Source organism: Pseudomonas sp. SIMBA_041, from assembly GCF_046535095.1.
Taxonomy (GTDB): Bacteria; Pseudomonadota; Gammaproteobacteria; order Pseudomonadales; family Pseudomonadaceae; genus Aquipseudomonas; species Aquipseudomonas mucoides.
Map to the genome: position 1 here is coordinate 1 of NZ_JAWRXJ010000761.1, position 246 is coordinate 246.

1 pseudogene is annotated in these 246 nt (G+C 40.2%); it reads left to right on the forward strand.

Going from position 1 to position 246, the window contains the following annotated elements:
* Positions 1-246 (forward strand): annotated as a pseudogene (locus tag SB725_RS33160) (hypothetical protein); the annotation flags it as partial.

Genomic DNA, 246 nt, shown 5'->3' on the forward strand with positions numbered 1-246 from the left:
TCAGTTAACTGTTGATGAAACCATCATTGTTCATGGCTTTGGTGGTGATCAAGTAAAGTCAGAAATTACCAATCAATATACACAAGCTTCGATTACTTGGGTTGCTCAAACTGAGCAATTGGGAACTGGCCATGCGGTCAAAGTGACATTATCTGATTTACCTAAGTCAGGACAAAGTCTCATTCTTTACGGTGATGTACCATTGGTCAGCTGTCAGACGCTAACAGCATTAAAAACTGCCAATAC